An 18,640-nucleotide genomic window follows, 5' to 3' on the forward strand; every position below is an offset into this window, starting at 1 on the left:
CAAGTGCGACACACCGATGTGCTTGTGGTCGGAGCGGGGCTCGCCGGGCTGCGCGTCGCGACCCTGCTGGCGGAGAACGGGCACTCAGTGGTGGTCATCGACCGGCGCCGGGACCTGACCACCTCCATCAGGACCACCGGGATCTTCGTCCGACGCACTCTGGACGACTACGACCTGCCCGATCACCTGCTGGGACCGGCGATACGCCGCGTGGTGCTCTACCCGCCGAGCCTGCAGGATCCCGTGGAGTTGGTGAGCGAGCGCGATGAATACCGCGTCGGTGAGATGGGTGCGCTCTACGCTGCGGGCGCGCGGGCCGCTGCGAAGGCTGGCGCAGAGCTTCGGCTGGGAACCAGATACTTAGGCGGTTCCAATGGCCGATATGAAGTGTCCGGACCTGAGGGGTCGGTGGCAGTGAACGCGCGGTTTGTGGTGGGAGCGGACGGAGCGCGATCGAGGGTGGCGCGTGACCTGGGGCTGGACCGCAACACGCACCTCCTGGTCGGCGCCGAAGACGTCTTCAACGTCTCGGAGCCGGTGGACTCCCCCGCCTTCCACTGCGTACTGGACCCGCGGCTGGCACCCGGGTACATCGGGTGGGTGATCAACGATGGCAAGCACGCCCATGTAGGGACGGCCGGGTACTCCCGACGATTCCGCGGCGGGGTGCGCGGGACGCTGGACGAGTTCGCTGCCCGCGCTCCAGGACTGGCCGAGGCCGACCGCTCCCCCGCTGACGTAGAACGTCGCGGCGGTCCCATCCCCGTGGGCGGGCTGCTCCGGCGAATCAGCTCACCGGACGGGCTGCTGGTCGGTGACGCAGCCGGTGCGGTGTCACCGCTGACCGCCGGCGGGTTGGATCCTTGTCTGCGGCTCTCCGACTACGCGGCCGTCGCCGTGGATGAGGCACTGCGCACCGGACAGAGAAACGCGTTGCGGGAATACGACGGCGTTGCGCTGCGCCGGAAGTTCACCGGACGGTTGATGATGCGCCACGCGCTGGCGCAGGTGAAGCATCCGACGATGGCGAGCGCCGGGTTCGGGGTACTCCGGACCCCGTTCGGGAGGGCCGCGGCACGGAAGGTTCTGTTCGGCGACCGCTCCTTCCCGGACCCTCCCGAGACACAGTCAACTGCGCCGGTGGCTCAAAGACGTACGGGTGTGTGAGCCGTCGGCATCTGCAGCGAGCGCAGCAGCTCCTGCGTGTACGGATGCGCCGGTGAGTGGAAGATCTGCTCGGCATTCCCGTACTCCACCGCTTCGCCGTCCTTCATGACCAGGATGTGATCACTCATGTGGTGGATCACGCCCAGGTCATGGGAGATGAAGACGTACGTGGTGCCAAGCCGCTGCTGCAGCTCGGTGAGCAGGTCGAGGACCTGGGCCTGTACAGACACGTCCAGCGCTGACACCGCCTCATCCAACACCACCACATCAGGCTCTGGAGCCAGCGCCCGGGCGATGGAAAGCCGCTGACGCTGCCCGCCGGAGAGCTGCAGCGGGTGCTTGGACAGATGCTGCGGGTCCAGCCCCACCAGGCGCACCAGCTCCTCGGCTCGTTCCCGCAACGAGACTCGTTGCCTCCGGCGAGCGCCGAACGCGATGCCACCGGTGGCTGGTTCCAGCGCATCGGTGAGGATCTGTTCTGCGGTCCAGCGAGGATCAAAGGAACTCAGCGGGTCCTGATACACCACGGTGACTTCACGTCGTCGGCTGCGCCGGCCTGCCACTCCCAGTTCGCTCCACGGCTTGCCGTTCAGCAGCACCGTGCCGGAATCGGGCTGCAGGAAGCCCAGGGCCATGGAGGCCGTGGTGGATTTTCCTGAACCGGACTCCCCCACGATCCCCAAGGTCTGACCGCCTCGGACCTCGAAGGAGACGTCCTTGACTACAGTCCGGGTGACCCCGTCGGGGCCGCGGAAGGACTTCGTCAGTCCTGTCGCCTGCAAAACCGGCGGCGCATCTCCTGATTCCGTGACCCGCACCGGGGAGAGCTTAGGGGCCTCCAGGGCCTCGGCGCGCTTCGCTGAGGTCAGGTACTCGCCCTTGGTAGTTCCGGAGGGCACGGCGTCCAGCAACTGCCGGGTGTACTCGTGGCGCGGATTCTTGAGGATCTGTTCTGCGGTGCCCTGTTCCACGATGTGTCCGCCCTGCATGACCAGGACCCGGTCGGCCAGCCTGCCCACCACGGAGAAGTCGTGACTGATCAGCAGGATCGCCGAGCCGGCCGCCTTGCGCTGCGCCAACAGGTCCAGCACCTGGGCTTGGACCGTGACGTCCAGCGCGGTGGTGGGTTCATCGGCGACCAGCAGCGGGGGGTCATTGGCGATCGCGGAGGCGATCAGCGCGCGCTGCCGCAGGCCTCCGGAGAGCTCCCCGGAACGCTGCCGGGCTCGCAGTTCGGGTTCCGGCACACCCACGGCTTCCAACAGCTCGATGACCCGGTCCCGCCGTTGGGAGGCCTTGGTTACCCCGTGCAGCCGCAGCGACTCCCCGATCTCCGCGCCGATAGTCCGCAGCGGGTCCAGGGAGACCAGCGCATCCTGGAGGATGAATCCGATCTTCGTTCCACGGATCCTGCGCCACTGGGCGTCGGTGGTCTGCTGGATATCGCGTCCGCCCACCGTGGCGCGGGTGGCCTGGATACGGGAGTTGGATCCGGTCAGACCGATCAGCGTCCGGGCGGTCACGGACTTTCCGGACCCGGATTCCCCGATCACCGCCACGCATTCCCCAGGATTGATCTCGAGGGAGAGGTCATGCACCACATGGTGTGCCACGCCGGCAGCGTCGGTGAACCAGACATTGAGGTCCTCCAGCGTCACCAGGGAGGTGGCTGCGGCGGTCAGTGCTGACATGGGTTCAGTGCGTGCCGGGGTCGCGGTGTCGAGGGTGGGGTTCGTGATGGTGGTGGTCATGACTGTGATCCTTCCAAGGCGGTTTCGAGGTGTTTGCCCAGAACCGTGGCGGTCAGTGCGGTGGCGAGTACGGCCAGGCCTGGCAAGATTTCGAGCCACCAGGCTTCGGTGATGTAGGGGCGGCCGGCTTCCAGCAGCGCGCCCCATTCCGGTGAAGGCGGGGCGACGCCAAAGCCGAGGAAAGCCAGGCCGGAGGCCCAGACGATCGACTGTCCGATGCCCAGGGTCAGGATCGCCAGCAGCGGGCGCAGCGCATTGGGCAGGATGTGTCGGCTCAGGATCCGCCAGGGTGAATGCCCCAGCGCCTCAGCAGCCTGGACGTAGCCGGAGTGGCGCACCGCGAGGATCTGTCCGCGCACCATGCGGGTGTAGCCAGGGGCGGTCCCCAACCCCACGGCCAGGATCAGCGTGGGCGCCGAGGGCCCGTAGATGGTGATGAAGACCATGGCCAGCAGCAGGGTCGGGAAGGCGAAGAACACTTCGAGTCCCCGGCCGATGAGCGCATCCGCCCATCGTCCGCCGAGCCCGGCCCAGGCACCGAAGAGCAGGGCCAGTCCGACGCCGATGCCGGTGGCCCCCAGTCCGATCAGCAGAGACTCTCCCGTGCCGTGGACCATCCGGGAGTAGAGGTCACGTCCGGACTGATCCGTGCCGAACCAGTGCTCCCCGTTCGGCGCTGCCAGCGGTGACTCGAGCTGGATGGCGCGGGGATCGTGAGTGGCCAGCAGCGAGGGCGCGAGGCTGGCGGTCAGCAGGAGCAGCGCGACGATTCCGGCGATCCAGACGGTCAGCGGGACCTGACGGAGTCTGCTCTTGGGTCTGCGGGACTGCAGCGAGGAGTGCAGCTGAGAGGCCGCCGTCGTCGGCTGGCTTGTGCTCGGCTTGGTGTCTGACGCTGGGTTCAGGGTGGTGGTCATGGGTTTCTCCAGTTCTGACTCAGTGAGTCAGTTTCAGGCGCGGATCGACAAGGACATAGGCGGTGTCCACCACCAGGTTCGCGATGACGTAGATGAGCGCCACCAGCATCACGACGCCGCAGACCACCGGCAGGTCGCGCCCGTTGACCGCGTCGACCAGCACCCCGCCGAGGCCTGGCCGGGAGAAGACGTTCTCCGCGATCACGGCCCCGGAGAACAGCGACCCGATGGCCCAGCCGGTCAGCGTGAGTCCGGGCAGCAGCGCGTGGCGCAGCACGTGTCTGATCCGCACGGCGGTGTCGCTCATGCCGCGGGCCCGCGCGGTGAGGACGAAGGGCTCGTCCAGGGTGCGTTCGAACTCGGTGCGCATGGTCTGGCCCAGGAAGCCGGCCAGCGGGATGCCCAGGGTCAGCGCGGGAAGCACGAGCCCGATGAGCCCCTCTCCCCCGACCACCGGGAACAGTCCCAAGCCGAGAGCGAAGACCACCAGCAGGATGATTCCCAGCCAGTACTGCGGCAGCGCGGCGGCGGCGGCTTCGAACCCTGAGAACAGCCGGGACACCCAGCCCACGCGGCGTGCGGTGAGCACCAGCAGGACCAGTGCCACGGCCCAGGCGACTGCCAGGGAGGAGAAGGTCAGGATGACGGTCGGGGCGATCTGGTCCCCGATGACGGTGGTGACCGGCTGCAGCAGCTGGTAGGAGACGCCGAGGTCTCCGCGGAGCAGGCCGCCCAGGAAGCTCAGGTACTGGACGAGCAGCGGGTCGGTGAAGCCGAACATCTCATTGATCGGCGCGAGCTCCTCGGCGGAGCGTTCCTGGACCTGGCCGGTCTGCTGGTTCAACAACATGGTCGCCCGGTCCCCCGGAAGCAGCGCCTGCATCAGGAAGGTCAGCGAGGCGGCGGCCCAGACGACGACGGCGGCCGCTCCGAGTTTGCGCAGAAGCAGGCTGAGGATCAGCGCCGGTCGGGTGCGCTGCCGCGGGGACTGTGATGGTGGTGGCGCGGGTGTGGCCTGGAGGGGCTCGGTGAGCACGGTGGAGGGGGTCAGAGTCATGGGTCAGCCCTCTTCTTCTGTGGATTCTTCGGCGTCGGATTTATCAGCACCGGATTCATCGGTGACGAAGTAGGCGTCGTGGAAGACCGGTGAGCCTTGGGACTCCTCGAGCCAGACGCCGGCGAGTGAATCCGAGACGGCGATGGTGTTGGTCTGGGTGTAGAGCCCGATCGCCGGGGCGAGTTCGCTGAGCTGGTGCTGCGCGTCGGAGAAGTGCTCGGCGACCTCCTCCGAGGTCGGGGCCTGCAGCGCCTGCTGGATGGTCTCGTAGACGCCCTCATTCACCAGGAACGTGGTGTTCGCACCGTTGGGCGCCTCTTCGGTCCCCGGGCGATAGTTGATGTTCAGGATCCCGGCATGGGGTGAGGTCCAATAGCCGACCTGGGCGTCGTAGGCATCCGGGCCGGAGAAGGCCCCGGAGGAGTTCTCCGAGGGGGTCAGCGGGCGCAGCTGAATGTCGAAGCCGGCGGCGCGCGCCTGTTCCTGGAAGTTCTGGATCGCGGTGTTCCCGTCGGGGGTGACGATGGTGTTCAACCCGTAGGTGAAAAGCACCTCCAGGCGTTCGCCGTCCTTGATCCGGGTGCCGTCCTCGGCGCGCTCGGTCCAGCCGGCCTCGTCCAGGAGCTCATTGGCGCGGTCCAGATCGAAGGGATACTCGCTGGCCGCCTCGGCGTCGTAGGCGGGGGTGCTCTGCGAGAGATACCCGCTGGGCTCGAAGGGGACGGTGCCCAGGAAGGCGGATTCGATGTTGGCTTCCCGGTCGGTGGCGAAGCTGAGGGCCTGGCGGACCTGCTGATCGGTGAAGACGCCCTTCTCGGTGTTCAGGTTGATCACCACGGGACGGCCCGGGGTGATGTACTGCTCGAAGTCGAACCGCTCCTTGGCCTCGGCAATGTTCACCGCAGGGATCTCGCCCACGGCGTCGCTCTCTTCGGAGAGCAGCGAGCCGTAGCGCGAGGTGTTGTCCGGGATGAAGCTCCAGCGGATGCCCTCCACGTAGGCCGGGCCCTGGTGCTTGGCGTTCTCGGGGGCGGAGTTGTAGTCCTCATTGCGGGCGAACTCGAGGTACTGCCCGCTCTCCCAGGCCTGCACGGTGAAGGGCCCGGAGCCGATGGGGGCGCGGCAGTTCTCCTCTGCGCTGCGGTTCTCCAGCGCGGTGGGTGACTGGATGCCGAAGTAGGACTGGGAGAGCGTGGAGAGGAAGGGCGAGAACGGCGCGGAGAGCTGGATCTCCACGGTGTGCTCGTTCACGGCAGTCGCGTCTTCGTAGAACCCGCCCAGGTGGGCGGCGGCGGTGCCGTTGCCGCCGTCGAGCCAGGAGTCGAAGTTGTACGCCACGGCCTCGGCGTCGACCGGGGTGCCGTCGGTGAAGGAGACGTCTTCGCGCAGGTCCAGGGTCCAGACGAGCTGGTCCTCGGAGACCTCCCAGTCGGTGGCGAGCCAGGGGACGATCTCGCCGTCGTTGTCCTGAGAGACCAGTGAGTCCAGGATCTGGCGCGCGGTGAAGTTCTCCTGAATCCAGCCTCCGTAGACGCATTTGGGCTCTTGGAGGTGGCCGTATTCGATGATGCCGCCGGACTGGGGTTCACCGGTGGGCTGCCGCTCGGCGACCTGTTCGGTGCTTACCAGGCCGGAGGCGCTGCCGCAGCTGGTGAGGACGGCGGCGCTGAGCAGTGCTGCTGCACCCATGGGAAGTCTGGATCTCCACTTGTTTATGGGTGCGTTCGGGGAGGGCGGGGTGGTCATGGGGCTCCTTCTCGGAGTGGTTCAGAGGGGAAGAATGGTGGCGCGCAGCGCTCAGACGGTGGCAGGGACCTGGGCGAATGCGCCGCGGTAGCGCGCACCGGGGTGGGTCTCCGGCAGGCGGTCGCGGCCGAACAGTTTCTGCCGCAGCGTGCCTGGGGTGTATTCGCGCTGGGCCAGTCCGCGCTCGCGCAGGACGGGCAGCACCTTGTCGGCGAACTCCTGGAAGGAGCCCGGGATCACCCAGTTGACGACGTTGACCCCGTCCACCCCGGCGTCCTGCCATTGCTGGAGCTGATCCGCGATCTGTTCCGGGGTGCCGACGATCCGGTTGTTGCGGTTGGAGCGCCAGGCGATGTCGGCCACCAGCGGCTCTCGGTCCGTGATGGTCTTGGACGCCCATTCGGTGAACCCGCGCCGGGTGTTGGTCTGCACGTCCTTCAGCGGAGTCTCCGGCGGGTAGACGCGACCCTCTGGGTCCACCAGCGCCGAGTGCGCGAGGTAGCCGTCCAGCGAGGCGAACTCTTCGGCTTCGGTGAGCTTGCGCTGCCCCTCTTCCTCGGTGTCCCCGATGATGAAGCTCAGCCCCTGGAAGAACTTGATGTCCTCAGGGGCCCGTCCGGCTTCGACGGCGCGGGCGCGGGTGTCTTGGATCTGCGCTCTGGCGACTTCTGGGTTCGGTGCTGCAAGGAAGACCGCTTCGGCGTTGCGGGCGGCGAAGTCGCGACCGGAGGCGGAGGAGCCGGCCTGGAAGAGGACCGGGGTGCGCTGCGGGGAGGGTGAGGGAAGGTGGGGGCCCTCCACCGAGTAGCGTTCGCCCTGGTGGTAGATCTTATGCACCTTGGCGGGGTCCGAGTACTGGGAGCCGGAACGGTCCTTGATGACCGCACCTTCGTCCCAGGAGCCTTCCCAGAGCTTGTAGGTCACGTCGACGTACTCTTCGGCCCAGCGGTAGCGCTCGGAGTGTTCGGTCAGTCGTGGCATTCCGTAGTTGCGGGAGCCGTTGTCCTGCATGCCGGTGACGATGTTCCAGGCGATCCGCCCCTTGGAGATGTGATCCAGTGTGGAGATCTGCCGGGCGAACTGGAACGGGTGCGACTGGAAGACGTTGGAGGTGGTGGCCAGGCCGATGTTCTCCGTGACCACTGCGAGGGCACCGAGGAGCACCGTCGGGTCGTTGGAGGGGATCTGGAGCCCCTCGTTGAGGTAGACCGAGTAGTCGGCATCGGAGTCTCCGTAGTGGCCGGAGACATCGGCGAAGAACATGGCGTCGAACTTGGCGTCCTCGAGGATCTTGGCCAGGTTGATCCACGTGGCCACATCCGTGAACTCGGTCTGCTGGGCGTCCTCTCGGCGCCACTGACCGTGGTGGATGTGGCTGTTCGTGTTCATCACGAAGGCGTTGAAGTGCAGCGGGGTGCGTGCGGAGTTCTGCTCAGGCATGAGGTATCCACGTCTCTCTTTGACCGTGGCACTCCTGCGTACTCCGAGGGAGCTGGCGCAGGGGCACCGTACTTGCCCGGGCGGTTGCGACACCGGGCCGAATCATCACCTGGAGCACCCCACTACGGTGAGAGGGTTGCTGTCCGGACAGCCAGGGCTGTGGTCCGGAACTCGTGATTCTGTGGTTCAGCTTAGAGCGCTACAGAGCTGAACACAAGTGATGAACATAGTGATTGACATAAATGGAAACGCGTCATCAGTGTTGGGCTCGAGCCGGCGAGACGGCTACACAGGACGGTTGAGTCCGTCACCGTCCCACGTCAGGTCAGCGTTTGTCCGGATGAGGAGCACTTCGAGGCCGGGTGTCTGCATCAGCTCGCCGATGAGTTCGCTGGTTCCCGCCACCAGCGTCGAGTCGCAATCGATCTCTGTGGCGAGCACCCAGGAGTGATCGTCTGGCCACAGGAGGCTGGGCGACTGGACCCACTGGGGGTGCTCGGCCCACGGCGCCCGTGCAGGCCAATCAGGGTCGGAGAAGTGCTCTGCACCGGCCTGAAAGAGGAAATAGTGCCGCCCGGTCTCTCCATGGAGGTCGAACCGCGGACCGGTCGCGATCTCAGGGGGAAGCACGCCAGAGCCTGGTTTCGGCGTATTCCAAGCGATCGTCGGGAGAGTCCGCTTCACCAACCGGAGGATCCTCCTGCTGAACCTGCGGGCGGCAGCAGCCCTCCTACGAAACGACACCGCGGCGCGCCACACAACTGCCTCGGCGTGGTGGTCAGCCGAAGAGCCGTCACCCGTTTCGACCACCATGAACTGCACCCCAGCCGAGCTCACGAGGCCACCCCATCCTTCCCAGACAGCAGCAATACCGGCATCGGGGGTCGCAGTATGCCGGGCAAGCACGCGGGCGAGGACCGAGAGCGACCTCGCCTCGAGGCTTCCCATAGATGGAACACCGTAGCGCCACCCATCAGGAGCGACAGCCTCCTGCGCGTCATCGTGGAGGGACCGCTGCAGGCGTGCGTACTGGGCTTCTGAGTGCATGGTGGTGCCGAACGCTTCCGCGACGCTTGCCCAGGTGGTGCGCTCCGTTTCAAGTGAAGCGTCGATGTCCGAGGTGCCTTCAAAGTAGGTCGCCTCGTCAACGCCGAGCCATGTCTTGGCAGCCACCGGGCGGTCACGCTCGAGAGGGTGAAACACTCGCGCATACATCTCGTAGCCGCGAGGCACTATCGACAGAACACTGCCGAAGGGCTCAGCCTCCATGGGACGAAGCCATTCACCGCGTCCTACATCAGGCACGTACCGGAACTCCCCCGACATGCTCAGTTTCCCTGCGGAGGTTGTGAGACCTCGACGTGGATCTGGACGTCCACGCCATCCGTCGCGTCTTCTGCAGCCTCCGTGTACTCGCGAACCTCGTCTTCGCTGATCTCCTCCTCCGGGTCCCAGATCGTCACCTCCAAGACGCCATCCTGGGAGGAATACGCGGCACCTTTGACCTGCGGGAGATGACTCATCGACTGCAGCGCCTCCTCTTCCACGCTCTGCGGTTCCGGCGGCCCGCCTGAGCACGCGGTGAGCAGCCCGGCAGCGGTGGCGGTAAAGATCGCTAGTGGCGCGACTCGCCGTCGCATTCGTGTTGACCGTGCACTCATGCTTCAGAATTCCTCCGTCTTCTGGGGAGGCCTCGAACCAAACTCATACAGCAGCGGCGCGTGATCGCTCAGCTCGTCGGCCGGCGCTCCCTCGATCACATCGGCGCGGGTCAAGGACTCGTATAGAACATCATCGAGAAAAGCATGATCCAGCTCAAAGGGTGCTGTTCCCGACGACAGATAGGTCCGGACTTCATCGGAATGGAATCTGCGCATCGCGTCTCGCCAGCCGTGACTGTCTCTCATCTGGAAGAACTCCCTGTTGCCCGGGGCCGTTTTGGGCGCCGTGTTATCGAAGAGTCGGGCAACGTTCCAGTCCCCGGCGAAGATGAAACGGTCGCTCTGCACCTCTTGAAGCATGAGGGCAGCCAGATCATTGTGACCAGCGCGATCCCTGGATGGCCGACGCGCTGCAGCACTGTCCGTGTCAGTCACCGTGGAGGGCGTATCCGAACCGGCCAACGCATGCACGGAGGCGAGAGTCAGGAGGCCGTAATTCTCCAGATCGACTACGCCAGTCGTGACATAGCCTCTAAACGCTTCCCAGAGATGCTCATGCTGGGCGGGAACCTCCGGTCCAGAACGCAGCCCGAACTCCTTCTTGGCCAGAATCGAGCTTCCCCCTACCCGGCTGCTGCGCGGTACACCGTTGATGTCGTAGCGACCGGACATCCATTGCGGAGCCAGAACATTCAGGTCTGCAGGTTGGCATTCCTGCAGCAATGCGAGGTCAGGGGCAAGCGCCGCCAAGAGAGCCCACTGACGACGTCGGTTCTCCCGTCCTCGAAACTTCCCCGGCTTCATGTACGCCATGTTCCACGAGACCACGCGCGTCTCTTTCACCTCTCATCTGCTGCCGGGTCACGTCGACTGCTTTGCGTCCCCGGTGGGCTCAGGTCGACCTTCATCCAGGCGAGCTCTTCGTGCCGATCCGCCACCACACTGATGAAATCGTCCTGTCGCGGTTGGCCGAACGCCAGGCGGTACACCCCCACTGTCCTGGTGAGTCGCCGCTGGTGTCCGACCTCGCGACTGAACGGGATCGCGGGGATATACCGCTCCACCGTCGCCCCACCTGGAGTGGTGTGCAGCCAGTACGGCACCAGCTCGGAGATGCCCTGCGCGGTGGACTGCACCACGGCGGCGTCGAACGCTCCCTGCCATGGATCTTCCGACTCCCCCAGCACCGCCAGATCACCGAAGTCTTCGGCAATGTTCTTCCGGACCGCGTGGCCCTTGTACCGGTGCACTCGACCTTCTCGTTGTTCCATGTCCACGGGATTCGAAGGAAGATTCCAGTGCACCACCGCATGACTGTAGGGATGGAAGTCCAGCCCCTCCTGCCCCACGGACGTTGACGCCAGGACAAAGGGCCTAAACGGCGAGTTGAACGCTCTGCGGACCGAGGACTCACGGTGGAAGGTCTTGTCATCAGCTGCTCTGCGACCCCCATACCGTGCGGCAAAATGTGTGCTCATACGGTGCTGATGCGAGTAGATGCGGGGCCCGTCTACCTCGAAGGTCTCAATCTCATTGACGGTGCTGCGCAGACCAAGCGCCTCGATGACAGCCATGGAAACTCCGGCCACTCGTTCGGCAGGATCCTTGTTGGACAGTCCTTCTGACTCGACCAGCACATGGACGAACTCGTCTAACACTGATTGCAGGCCCCCATCGAGAGCATGTTGGAGCGCATCACGCCAGTAGGCCCGGTCTCCGGAAGACCGGACGACTGGGACGACCTCAGGCCGGTTGAACAGCAACCTCAAGGCCCGGGCGATGCTGAACGCAGCCACGCTACGGTCTTTCACCTCTTCGGCCGAGTGATCTCCTGCGATGCGCGTCAAGGCGCGCATCGCACTGGTTCCAAACCCTCCCACGCCGAGCTCCGCCATCCGCCTTGGCAGATCCACAGGGGGACGTCCCAGATTGTCCGGCAATCTCTGCGTCTCATCGAGGTGAAGCCGAGCCGCACGGGAACTGGCGGCCTGCCCGGCATGCTCCTCTCCCTCGAGCAAGCCTTTAGGCAGTCCCCAGAGGAACTCACGCATCGCTCGCGCGAGCGCGTCAGCTGCCGCCGGATCTCGACGCCGGTCCAGCAGCATCGGAGCCGCCCAGTACCAGCGGGGGTCTTCGGCGCCCAAGTCGTCTACCGTCGCCAAAGATTCCGGGAGGAGTTCAGCCAGAAGGCTTCGGACTCCCTGCTCGGCGATGTCGAGTACCTCCTGCTGGGGAAGGTCGCGTCGGCGCACGTGCCTCGCGACCGCCAAGGGGTCAGTGACGCGGGTCAGCTCAGCGAACGGATACGTCAACGACCAGGTCGGCATCGACATGGGACGGTCCTCGGTGATCTTCAAGGTGAGCGGCGCAACGGCTCGGAGCTGATCGTCGTACCTCCGTGGATCCGATGCTGAACTCGTGAGAGCGGCTGACGCGAGCTCCTTCTCGCGGCTGCGCCGGTCTGCTTCGTAGCTGAGCAGGGTCGAAATGGCTTTAGGCACCACCGTCCACGCAGAGAACACCAGCCGTTTGGTGAAGGACCCGAGTCCCGTATGGGAGAACGGCCCGCTGGGGCGGTAATAGGACAACGACGGCGGCAGCCAGAGGACATCGGCAGCGCCTGACTTGAATACATCTTCCTCGAGTGATCTCAGCTTCGCGTTCCCAGGGTCGAGTTTCCTGTAGTCCCGGATGACGCGCCAGTCCAGCAGTCCTGAGGCACTGGACAGGGTTCGAGCCAGGGTGGGGTCGCCCATATCGACGCGATCATGAAAGTTCTTGCGGAGCATGTACGAGTCGCGCTCCATGAGGTTGAGCGGATATGGACTGGAGCGCCAGTACTCAAGGGCGTCGCGTGAACCGACATGTTTGGCCACGCGATCCAGAGTGACCCAGGAACGCAGGTCTTGTGGCGTGACCTGCGGCTCCGGCAGGTGACGCAGCTTCACCATCGCGTCGGCCTCGGTGGTGAATGCGGTCCGCTCGGTGCGACACATGACCCGGCGCAGCTCGCTCTCCACTGCATCCTTGGCCTCCGCGGCCAACGCCGTCTCCGCCGGATCCGAGGTAAGCCGCTCCATCGCTCGGCCCATCGTCTTCAGTTGTGACTCCACCCGAACCGCTCGGGGTGGCCCGGCAAGGAATTCAACGGTCTTGATGAAGTCGCGGTAGTGGTCATCGCCGTCCTCGTCGTCGTGCAGCGTATACATCTTGTAGGGGGTGGCGGAGAGCATCAAGATCTTGGCCTTCTCCTGGTTGAACATGCGTTGCGCCAGCTTCGCCCCGGGAACGTCCGTCTCTGCGGGCGCGTCGAGAAGATCTTTGAAGCGTTGAAACTCATCAAGGATCACGAGATCCGGCGACAAGAGGTCCAGGGCTATCTCGGACACTGTTGCTCGGAGGCGCGCTATGACGCGCATGCGCCGCTCCCGTAGGAGCGCATCAGGGTACCATGCCGTCGAGCGCCTCAAACTCTGCGGCACACTCCGTGACCTCGTCCAACAGCCCTCTGCCGTCTGGCCCTCGGCGCACCCGGCATTCCTGGATAAAGGTGTCACAGGTGCCTCTGTCCAATTCCTGGACGCTGAAGGTGTCGAATTCTCGGTCGAAGTTGTCCCGTCTCATCTCGCCGCGGAACATCTCTCGCCACGAATGATTTTCCGCTGCTTCAGGCACTCCACCTTGGACGAGCATATGCAGAATCAAGAGTCGTTCATCGCCGCGTCCGAGCCGGTCTCCCTGGGTGAACGACGTCCCAGTGGTGAGGGCAATGAAGTTGACCTTATTGCGGCTGAGGGGACCGGTGACGCTGGGTAGCAAAGTAAGTCGGTCAGCGTGACGGACCTGGTGGGCTCCGACTGAATTGAGCCGGGCGAGGTTTTGCGCAGCGATCTGTGCATTAGTACAGATGTAAACCACGTCGATGCGATCCTTCTTCTTCCAGAGGTGGTCGACGGTTCGAGCCACCACGCCGCGCGCCACCATGGTCTTCCCGAGTCCAGTTTCATCGGCGACTAGGAACCTCTGGACCGGGTCGTGTTCACCCCATAGCCGGTTGAAGGCGTAGTCCACGGTGCTTCGTTGGAAGTCTTTGAGCCCGCTCAGCGTGGAGGAGACGTCAGGTCGCTCCATCAAGACACCTCCGCGTGGATCGCCCACACCGTAGACCAGAGCTCATCGAGACCGGCCGGGACCAGGTCTTCGGCCTCGGGCGCAGCGCGGAGCTGTTCCATGAGAGTGCTGATGCGCACGAGCGTCTCCGGATCGCGTCCGATGGCTCGGACCAGGGGTTCGAAGAGGGCGAAGTCCTCAAAGATCCGTCCCGGATCAACCGCCGCAAGCCCAGTGCTCGAGGAGTCCACCAGATCCATCTCGGCGACCAACTCGGCGTAGGAGGCTTCATTGAGCAGCAGCATGAGGTACTTCAGCACGTCTGCTTTGTCCTTGATGATCTCCCGAAACGCGGCGTGCTTTCTGCCTTCGATTTCCCCCGAGAGCTCAGCGATGATGACTCGGCGCCGGGTCACCCGCGTCGCTCCGGACCCCAGCGTGGTCTCTACAGCCAAAAAGGGCGTGACGTTGAGTCTCGAGAGACGCGACCACTGCACCCGAGAGCTGAGGGTCTTGGCGTGGTGTGTCAATGAGATCGGCCAGATCATGGTGGTGCCGATCTCAGCGCGCGGCATGTCAAGCCTCAGCGTGGCTTCCACTGTGGTCTCCCCTGTGGCGCGCACATCTAGGACAGGGCGGGCTGATGCAAGTGCAAGATGCCACTGTTCGATCTTGCGCTCCGCCTCGTGCTCCTGCTGCGCGGCAGTCTCCTCCAGAGCAGGCGCATAGCTCTCCCACAGATCTTCCAGGCCGGGCTTACCTGCACCGGTGCCGAGCATGGCTTGCACGCCACACTCGCGGGTCGGGCCGGTGAGCAGGACGTTGAACTCCACGCTGCGGCCCCAGGCCGGGTGCCCGGTCAGGTTGGCGCTTCCGGTCACGATCACGGATCGCCGTTTGGGCAGGTCCAGCACCACTGTCTTGGCATGGAGACCGTTGGAGGTCTCGAGCTCGACGTGCGGCTGTTCCTGTTCCCGGTCTGTGAGGTCAGGGGTATCAGTAGAGGTCATCGGCAGCACGCGCAGCTGCCAACCCTCGGTGATCGCAGGGCCGAGCATATCCAGGGCCACCGGTGAGGAGAGCAACGTCCGCTTGTTCGAGGAGGTTCCCGGTGTCATGTCCTTCAGGGCAGTGACCGCCCGGGGCGAGAGGAAGGGACTCACCGCCAGGAGCTTCGTCGCCTTCATATCAGCGAAGGGCCAGGTGTCGGAGCCGTCGAGTCCGATCGGTAAGAGCTCTCCGTCGCTGAATGGCTCGGGCAGCATCAGGTCAACCTGGCTCAAGGTCGCGGCGAGGTCTTCGACCTGCCGGGATCGTTGTCGGTCGAGGCCTCGTGTGGTCAAGCCAGGAAGCGCCCGCAGGAATTCCGCGGCGGGAGCCGCGTCCAGACATGGTTGGTCCTCGTCAGCTGAATCTGGCATCTCATCCAGAACCAGCGCCGTGTCCCAGGCCTGGTCTTGCGTGATGTTGCGGCTCAGCACAATCAGCCGGTGGTGCAGCGCGCCGTCGTCGTCGGTGAAGCGCAACGCCCAGATCTTGGGATGAAAGATGCCCTCAGGGTTGGGGGCGGCCACTTCGTGGATGCTGTCTTCTATGAAGGTCAGCACGGTCCGGTACTTGGAGGGCACGTAGATCCCGCCCGCCTGCGTGAAGATGAGTGTCTTCTCGGCGCAGCGCTGGACGGCCTCGAGCAGCTGGACGGGATCACTCTGGTCACCCACTGCCTCTGCGGCGTCGTGCGAGGCGAAGGAGAGTGACGCGGCAAGAAGCGACACCAAGTCCAAGGAGTACGTCGTGCCCACAGCGAGATCGACCCTGTAGCCAGGTGGCGGCTGCAGAAAATGCTGCAGCAAAATCCTGTTCTGCGGGTTCAACGTCATGCCTCTGCTCCCGCCTCATAAAGATCCTCCAGGTGCTGACGCACGACGGGCCAGCGAAAGGTCAACCGGGCCGTGCCGCTGGCCCCTGACCATTGGTCCAAAGCGGCAGGGTTGTGCAGGCGGGCCCGTTTGCCCTTCATCCGGCGTTCTCGATGACTGATCAGTTGGCGAACCTCCCGGCTGCCAGAGAGGGATTCCGCTGAATCGGCGGTGCGTACATGTCCGGTCCATTCGGCGAGGAAGGCTCGCGAGGACTCGATGCGCTGAATGTCTGCCGCCGAGAGAACAGTGTTCAACTCCCCCTGGCGGAAGGAGGGAAGCGGATCGTCTGCTTCAGGATCGCTGAACCATCCGCTGAGCGCGGCCCGATAGTGATCGACCCGCTCCTCATCTTCGCGCAGCTCGGCCAGCAGGAGGTTGTACAACAGGGACGCACCAAGGATGCTGAAGGAGACTCCGCGGGAGGCTTCGACCAGATGGCGCAGCTTTTTGGGCAGCTCCACCAGGGGAGTGATGTCCCACGGTGCACGGCTGCCGGTGAGGTCCACCGCTTCGTGATCGGCCAGCCAGGCGAAGATCGAATGGGGGTGTGATCGTCGGATCCGCTCCCTCAGGTATTCGGCTTCCTCCCTGCGCAGTGCGAAGCTCGCCTCGCGAAGCACACCAGCTGGGGCTGCGGGCAGGTTGGGATCCAGAGCTGAGGTGAGCGCACTCGGCGCGCCCAACTCGCCCGCCCCCGGGTCCTGGTGCCTGGCCCCCAGGTGGCAGAGCTGGAAGTAGGCGCCGATAGTGGAGGACTTCCGTATGCCCCAGCTCTTCAGTGCTGAGGAGTAGATGCTGCTGGGCATGCGCTGGAGCGTCTTCTGCGCGCGGCTGCCGATGACACCCTGCTCCTCGCCACCCTTCTGAAGACTTGCGAGAGTTCGCCACTCGTGATGACGCAGCTCAGCCCACATCTGATCCACCGTGGGCTGCTGTCCGGCCTGCCGCAGGCCCCAGGCGACCAGCAGCACATACCGCAGACGGGTGTGCAACACCGAGGTGCCGGGGAACATGGTGTCGGCGAGCGCGTCGCGCATAGTGCCGATTCCGAGGTCATCCACTGTGGTCTTGTCTACGAAGCTGTCGAGAACTTCAAGCATATGTCGCCGACGTTCAGGGTCGGCGTCGAGCCAGCCGAACGAGGAACGGGTCACCTCAGACATGGGGATTTCGACTCATACCCGAACAGAAACGTCGTCTTCGGCTCCCCCGCAACAGGAGCTGGTGCTTCAGCTCGTCAGCGAGGCTCTCGGACTCCCGCACCTGGATTCGAACGTCGCGTCCCGTGTCCTTCATCTCCAGAACGAGCACCTGGTCTCCACGGACTGCGAGCGTCCGGCCGCGGAGCGTCAGACGCAGGCCCCCTCCGCCTCCCCACCCCGGCGAGGCGACCTGCTCCACACGCACTCTGAGGATTCCTTCAAGCCGCGCACGCAGCAGCGGCAGGCCCAGGAACCACGAGCGAACGCGCAGGTCCTCGTGATCAGCAATCACGTGCACCCGAGCGCAGGCCAGCAAGACCAGCGACAAGGCCACTCCGACCCAGGCGCAGATGATCACCACGATGCTGCCGGATTCCAGGGACAAGCTCATCGAGGCTCCGGCGATCAGAAGCGCCGCCGCAGCGGAGATCATCATGGCCGGTGAACTCTCCTGGACTGTCACCGTCGCACCGTTGTACATCACGATTCCAGCAGCCGCTTCCGTTCGGCCTCCATGTCATAGTCGGCCGCGGGCCAGCGCAGCTTCAGATCTGAGAAGGCCGCGATGAGCAGCTCCTGGACCGCCAGGCGGGAGTACCACTTCCGGTCGGCGCCGATCACATGCCAGGGCGCGTGGTCGGCGTCGGTGGCTTCCACCAGGTACGCGTAGACCGACTGATAGAGGGAGAACTGGGCACGCGAGCCGGCATCGGAGGGGTCGTACTTCCAGTGCTTCTCCTCGCGGTCCAACCGGGAGACCAGCCGGTCCAGCTGCTCCTCCGGGGAGACGTGGAGCATGACCTTGATGATGACGAAGCCCTGCCGGACCAGTTCGCGCTCGAAGAGGACCAGCGCCTCGGTGCGGCGCTCCAGCTCCTCGGGGCCCTCGGTGCCGGTGATGGTGGGGACCAGCACATCCTCGTAATGGGAGCGGTCAAAGACGCCCACATGACCGGGCCGCGGAAGATTGCGGATCACACGCTCGAGGTAGTGCTCGCGCTTCTCCTCCGCGGTGGGTGCGCCGAACCCGGCCACCTCCACACCCATGGGGTCCATCGAGCTGACCACCTGCTTGACCACCCCGCCCTTGCCGGCGGCGTCCATACCCTGCAGGATCAGCAGCACCCGGGGCCCGCGGGCCAGATTGCTCAGCGCGGTCTCCACCTCAGGGGAGAACAGCTCCTCGCGACGGGTCTTCTCCTGTGGGGAGCGGCGCGGCACCCGGGCGGCGATGGCCTTGGCGACCTCGCGCTGCTCGGCCTCCGGAGCCGAGACCACATGGGCCCACATCAGTTCCTGCAGATCGGCGAGCATCTCGGCACGTTCGGCGAGCGCATCCTCGCCGTCGTCCTTCTTTCCCTTGAACCCGACCTTCTTGCGGGTAGGTGCATCGGAGAGGCTGAACGGGGAGGCGAACTGGCTGACTCGCCAGAGACTGCGCGGGTCGCCGTCGAACGGGGTCTTCTTCGCGCCCTTGGGGCCGGGAACACCTGCTAGCGGCACATCGAGCGGGGCGAGGTTCTGGTCATCTTGGGGCACGGCGTCTCCTTGGGGCGGGTGGCTCGCCCGCAGGCGGGGCCGTTGATTCTTGGTCCACTCTCATGCCTACCAGAGTTCGTCCCGCCGGGGAACCGGTCTGCCGCGGGCCTCCCTTTTCAGCGTCGCGC

Annotated in this window: 15 protein-coding genes and 1 riboswitch; of the genes, 1 reads left to right on the forward strand and 14 read right to left on the reverse strand. The window is 65.0% G+C overall.

Going from position 1 to position 18,640, the window contains the following annotated elements; genetic code table 11:
- The first annotated feature begins 3 nt into the window (after nucleotides 1–3).
- Nucleotides 4–1,167 (forward strand): NAD(P)/FAD-dependent oxidoreductase, encoded by a 1,164-nt coding sequence (locus H4W26_RS04335; RefSeq protein ID WP_318779765.1) that lies wholly within the window; start codon nucleotides 4–6, stop codon nucleotides 1,165–1,167.
- On the opposite strand, the gene H4W26_RS04340 is transcribed toward H4W26_RS04335, so the two are convergent.
- The 14 genes from H4W26_RS04340 to H4W26_RS04400 all read right to left on the reverse strand — a co-directional run bounded on the left by H4W26_RS04340 (nucleotide 1,146) and on the right by H4W26_RS04400 (nucleotide 18,512).
- On the reverse strand, nucleotides 1,146–2,918 hold the full coding sequence (locus H4W26_RS04340) for a dipeptide ABC transporter ATP-binding protein (RefSeq protein WP_225939592.1): 1,773 nt from the start codon (nucleotides 2,916–2,918) through the stop codon (nucleotides 1,146–1,148). The genes H4W26_RS04335 and H4W26_RS04340 overlap by 22 nt on opposite strands.
- On the reverse strand, nucleotides 2,915–3,835 hold the full coding sequence (locus tag H4W26_RS13675) for an ABC transporter permease (protein ID WP_225939593.1): 921 nt from the start codon (nucleotides 3,833–3,835) through the stop codon (nucleotides 2,915–2,917). The genes H4W26_RS04340 and H4W26_RS13675 overlap by 4 nt, the downstream gene beginning before the upstream one ends.
- Before the next feature lie 19 nt (nucleotides 3,836–3,854).
- A complete protein-coding gene (locus tag H4W26_RS04345; protein WP_192590903.1) occupies nucleotides 3,855–4,892 on the reverse strand; it encodes an ABC transporter permease in 1,038 nt (345 codons plus the stop codon).
- Between the two features lie 3 nt (nucleotides 4,893–4,895).
- Entirely contained in the window at nucleotides 4,896–6,581 is a 1,686-nt protein-coding gene (locus H4W26_RS04350; RefSeq protein WP_192590904.1) for an ABC transporter substrate-binding protein, read from the reverse strand.
- Nucleotides 6,582–6,689: 108 nt separating this feature from the next.
- On the reverse strand, nucleotides 6,690–8,078 hold the full coding sequence (locus H4W26_RS04355) for an LLM class flavin-dependent oxidoreductase (protein ID WP_192590905.1): 1,389 nt from the start codon (nucleotides 8,076–8,078) through the stop codon (nucleotides 6,690–6,692).
- Nucleotides 8,079–8,141: 63 nt separating this feature from the next.
- A riboswitch (SAM riboswitch) is annotated at nucleotides 8,142–8,257 on the reverse strand.
- Between the two features lie 106 nt (nucleotides 8,258–8,363).
- Nucleotides 8,364–9,347, reverse strand: a complete 984-nt coding sequence (locus H4W26_RS04360) for a hypothetical protein (protein WP_225939594.1) — start codon at nucleotides 9,345–9,347, stop codon at nucleotides 8,364–8,366.
- 59 nt (nucleotides 9,348–9,406) lie between these two features.
- Nucleotides 9,407–9,739 carry a hypothetical protein gene (locus tag H4W26_RS04365; protein WP_192590907.1) on the reverse strand — a complete coding sequence of 111 codons (333 nt, stop codon included), beginning with the start codon at nucleotides 9,737–9,739 and terminating at the stop codon, nucleotides 9,407–9,409.
- A 3-nt stretch (nucleotides 9,740–9,742) separates the two neighbouring features.
- Entirely contained in the window at nucleotides 9,743–10,582 is an 840-nt protein-coding gene (locus tag H4W26_RS04370) for an endonuclease/exonuclease/phosphatase family protein (protein WP_192590908.1), read from the reverse strand.
- Entirely contained in the window at nucleotides 10,579–13,128 is a 2,550-nt protein-coding gene (locus H4W26_RS13980; RefSeq protein ID WP_192590909.1) for a helicase-related protein, read from the reverse strand. Before H4W26_RS13980 ends, H4W26_RS04370 begins: the two co-directional genes overlap by 4 nt.
- Before the next feature lie 52 nt (nucleotides 13,129–13,180).
- Nucleotides 13,181–13,810 (reverse strand): hypothetical protein, encoded by a 630-nt coding sequence (locus H4W26_RS04380; protein ID WP_192590910.1) that lies wholly within the window; start codon nucleotides 13,808–13,810, stop codon nucleotides 13,181–13,183.
- A 59-nt stretch (nucleotides 13,811–13,869) separates the two neighbouring features.
- Nucleotides 13,870–15,624: a phospholipase D family protein gene (locus H4W26_RS04385; protein ID WP_192590911.1), complete on the reverse strand. Its 1,755-nt coding sequence runs from the start codon at nucleotides 15,622–15,624 to the stop codon at nucleotides 13,870–13,872.
- A gap of 101 nt (nucleotides 15,625–15,725) precedes the next feature.
- On the reverse strand, nucleotides 15,726–16,934 hold the full coding sequence (locus H4W26_RS04390) for a DUF6361 family protein (RefSeq protein WP_192590912.1): 1,209 nt from the start codon (nucleotides 16,932–16,934) through the stop codon (nucleotides 15,726–15,728).
- Nucleotides 16,927–17,409 (reverse strand): hypothetical protein, encoded by a 483-nt coding sequence (locus H4W26_RS04395; RefSeq protein WP_192590913.1) that lies wholly within the window; start codon nucleotides 17,407–17,409, stop codon nucleotides 16,927–16,929. The genes H4W26_RS04390 and H4W26_RS04395 overlap by 8 nt, the downstream gene beginning before the upstream one ends.
- Before the next feature lie 44 nt (nucleotides 17,410–17,453).
- The gene (locus H4W26_RS04400) at nucleotides 17,454–18,512 is read right to left on the reverse strand and encodes a PPK2 family polyphosphate kinase (protein WP_192590914.1); all 1,059 of its coding nucleotides are present in this window, start codon (nucleotides 18,510–18,512) and stop codon (nucleotides 17,454–17,456) included.
- Between the last annotated feature and the right edge of the window lie 128 nt (nucleotides 18,513–18,640).

Origin of the sequence: Nesterenkonia halotolerans, assembly GCF_014874065.1 — a bacterium.
Classification (GTDB): domain Bacteria; phylum Actinomycetota; class Actinomycetes; order Actinomycetales; family Micrococcaceae; genus Nesterenkonia; species Nesterenkonia halotolerans.